General features: G+C 73.8%; 3 protein-coding genes. 2 read left to right on the top strand and 1 reads right to left on the bottom strand.

Translation table 11 applies throughout. From position 1 onward, the window contains the following. Positions 1-103 precede the first annotated feature (103 nt). On the top strand, positions 104-985 hold the full coding sequence (locus tag DY245_RS33790) for a hypothetical protein (protein ID WP_128510956.1): 882 nt from the start codon (positions 104-106) through the stop codon (positions 983-985). Positions 986-1,121: 136 nt separating this feature from the next. Further along, complete coding sequence (locus DY245_RS33785) at positions 1,122-1,772, top strand: DUF6338 family protein (protein ID WP_128510955.1); 651 nt, start codon at positions 1,122-1,124, stop codon at positions 1,770-1,772. A 200-nt stretch (positions 1,773-1,972) separates the two neighbouring features. Here the strand turns inward: DY245_RS33785 and DY245_RS33775 are convergent. Continuing rightward, positions 1,973-2,587: CHAT domain-containing protein (locus DY245_RS33775; protein WP_147318398.1), on the bottom strand; the 615-nt coding region annotated here is incomplete at its 5' end.

Raw genomic sequence — 2,587 nt, 5'->3', positions numbered from 1 at the left:
GGGGTGCGGCACCCCAGGGCCGCACCCCGCCCCGCCTGCCACCACACCCCGCTCAACGCACCCCGCTCAACGCACACCGCGCAACGCACGACGAGAGGCAACCATGTCGCTCTCCCGCGCGCGGGCCGCCACCGCGCTCGCGCTGCTTCTGGCCACCACCGCCTGCACAGCCGTGCAGAAGGAGCCCGCGCCCGCCGGGCACTCCACCGCACCGCCGCCGTCCGCGAGCCGACAAGCCGGGCAGCTGACGCTGCCACTGGACGCCTATGCATCGACCGTGGCCGAGACCCACGTCGTGGAAGACGCACAGGACATTCTCATGCGCCGGTGCATGAACGACCTGGGCATGGAGTGGAAGACCTTGCCCCGGGTGGACGCCCAGGACATCGAGCCGCCGAACCTCGGCCGATACGGAGCCGGAGAGGCGGAAGCCGTCCGCTACGGCTACCACCCGCGCCCCGACCCGCCGTCGGTGGTACGCCGCAACCGCGCCTGGGACGAGCGCGAGGCGCTCCCGGCCGAGGTACAGCGCGCGGCCTACGGGCCCACCGGCAAGGGCGGCTGCCTCAAGACCGCCCAGCGCCAACTCGTCGGCGACACCGCCCCACCCGACTACCACGCCTTCAACCAGCTGACCGGCACCGCCCTGGAAGCCTCCCGGCATGCCCCCGAAGTACGCGACGCCGTGCGCACATGGCACACATGCATGGCGAAGGCGGGCTTCGACCACCCGGACCCCCTGGCCGCCGCCGTCAGCGAGCGCTGGAAGACGGCCGAACCCACGCCGGCCGAACGCGCCACCGCCCGCGCCGATGCGGCCTGTCAGCGGTCCACCAAGGTGATGACGGTCTGGGCGGCGGCCGAGACCCGCATCCAACGCCGTCTGATCCAGCAGAACACCGACCGGCTGCACGAGGCGAAAGCCCGCAAGGACCGCTGGCTGGCAGCCGCCCGCCGCGTCCTGAACCGTGATGACGGCCAGTGACCCGGGTCAAAGGTTCGTCGTGGCCCGTCAGTTGGCGCCGACGCTGCCCGAACGGCCGTGACGGCGGCGGCCCGTATGCGTCATGCTGGGCGGAACTGGTGCGGCTGACGGGGTGGGCACGGGGGCAAGGGGCGCGATGGTTCCGGGGACGGTGCAGCAGCTGACCATTCTGCTGGTTCTTGTGCTGCCCGGCGTCTTTTACCAGGCCGTGCGGGAGCGGCTGCGCGGCGCCCTGGCCGCCGAGCAGGAACCGCAGAACCGGCTGGTGCGCGCCATCGCCGCCGGGGCGCTGCTCGACGCCCTCTATGCGGTGGCCGCAGGGCCGTGGCTGGTGCGGCTGCTGGCCGGGGGCGGGGCCGGACCGGTCGGCGGGGTGCTGCGGCACCCGCGTCAGGCGGGGCTCGCCGCGCTGCTCCTGGTCGTCGTCGTGCCGTCCGCGGCGGCCTGGGCGGAGGCGGCATGGCGGCGACGGCGCGCGCGGGCGCGGTACGAGCCCACGCCGACCGCCTGGGACGCCCTCTTCCACGACCGCGGGTCCTGCTTCGTGCGGGTGCGGCTCAAGAGCGGTCTGTGGGTGGGAGGTTGGCTCGGATCGCGGTCGGCCGTGTCCGCGTATCCACAGCAGGGGGACCTCTATCTGCAGGCGCAGTATCGGATGGGGTCCGACGGGAGGTTCCTCGGACGGGTGCCCGGTACCGCGGGGGTGTATGTGCGGGCGGCCGACGTAGAGGTGCTGGAAGTCCTGCTGCCGCCGTCGGCGGGAGCGGCGGAGGGAGGAGCAGGGTGACGGATCGTCAGGAGAGGAACAGTGATGACGCGTTGGAGGCTCTTATCGAGGAGTTCTCCAGCCGTAGGATCTTTCGGCCCACCGATGGCAGGGCCGAGCCCGACGAGGTGCCGCAGGGGCCCTCGGGTACGGCGATGGGGGACGCCGCGTCGGCCGGTTCCGGGGCCGCGGAGCCGGAGGCGTCCTGACGGCGCCCGGGTTCAGGGGCCGGTGTGGATGTGCGCCGCCCACAGGTGCGGCGCGGGTGCGAAGCGGTCGCGCAGGGACCTGACCGGGCGGTGCAGGGCCGCGGCCGGGTCGATCGGGCGGCCCCGGGCGACGTCCTCGGCGAGCGACGCGTAGAACTCCTCGGTGAGGCGCGTGGCCAGCTTGTCGGAGACGGTCCACAGGGTGCCGATCACATGGGGGTATCCGGCCAGTTGGAAGGACGACGCCAGCTGTACCGCCTCGTCGGGCAGGACGAAGCCGCCCTGCGACGTGGAGCACGCGGACAGCACGGCGAGCTCCGGGCTCCTGGGGCGCTGGGCGGCGGCGTCGAGGACGGTGAGCCTGCCGTCGTACAGGATCAGACCGCTCTCCGACGGGCTCAGCGGATCGCTGACGCCGTGGCAGCTGAAGTGGACCCAGGGGTGTGCGGGGAGCGCCCGGCTCACCGCCTCCACCGTGGCGCCGGCGCCGGTCAGCCGGCGTCCTTCGGGGAAGAGGTCCGCCAGGAGCGCCGCCTCGCGCCCGGCGCCCGGCAGCGGCGCGGCGCCGGGGGTCTCGGCCAGGGCGACGACCAAAGGGGCCGGGCGCGGCGAGGCGCCGGACGTAAG

The sequence above is a fragment of the Streptomyces inhibens genome (assembly GCF_003389455.1).
GTDB classification, from domain to species: domain Bacteria; phylum Actinomycetota; class Actinomycetes; order Streptomycetales; family Streptomycetaceae; genus Streptomyces; species Streptomyces inhibens.
This window is presented reverse-complemented; position numbering and strand designations above follow the sequence as displayed.

Bases quoted from the DNA above. Each gene is read 5' to 3' on its own strand.
- DY245_RS33790 (WP_128510956.1), top strand. From the start codon at position 104: ATGTCGCTCTCCCGCGCGCGGGCCGCCACCGCGCTCGCGCTGCTTCTG.
- DY245_RS33785 (WP_128510955.1), top strand. From the start codon at position 1,122: ATGGTTCCGGGGACGGTGCAGCAGCTGACCATTCTGCTGGTTCTTGTG.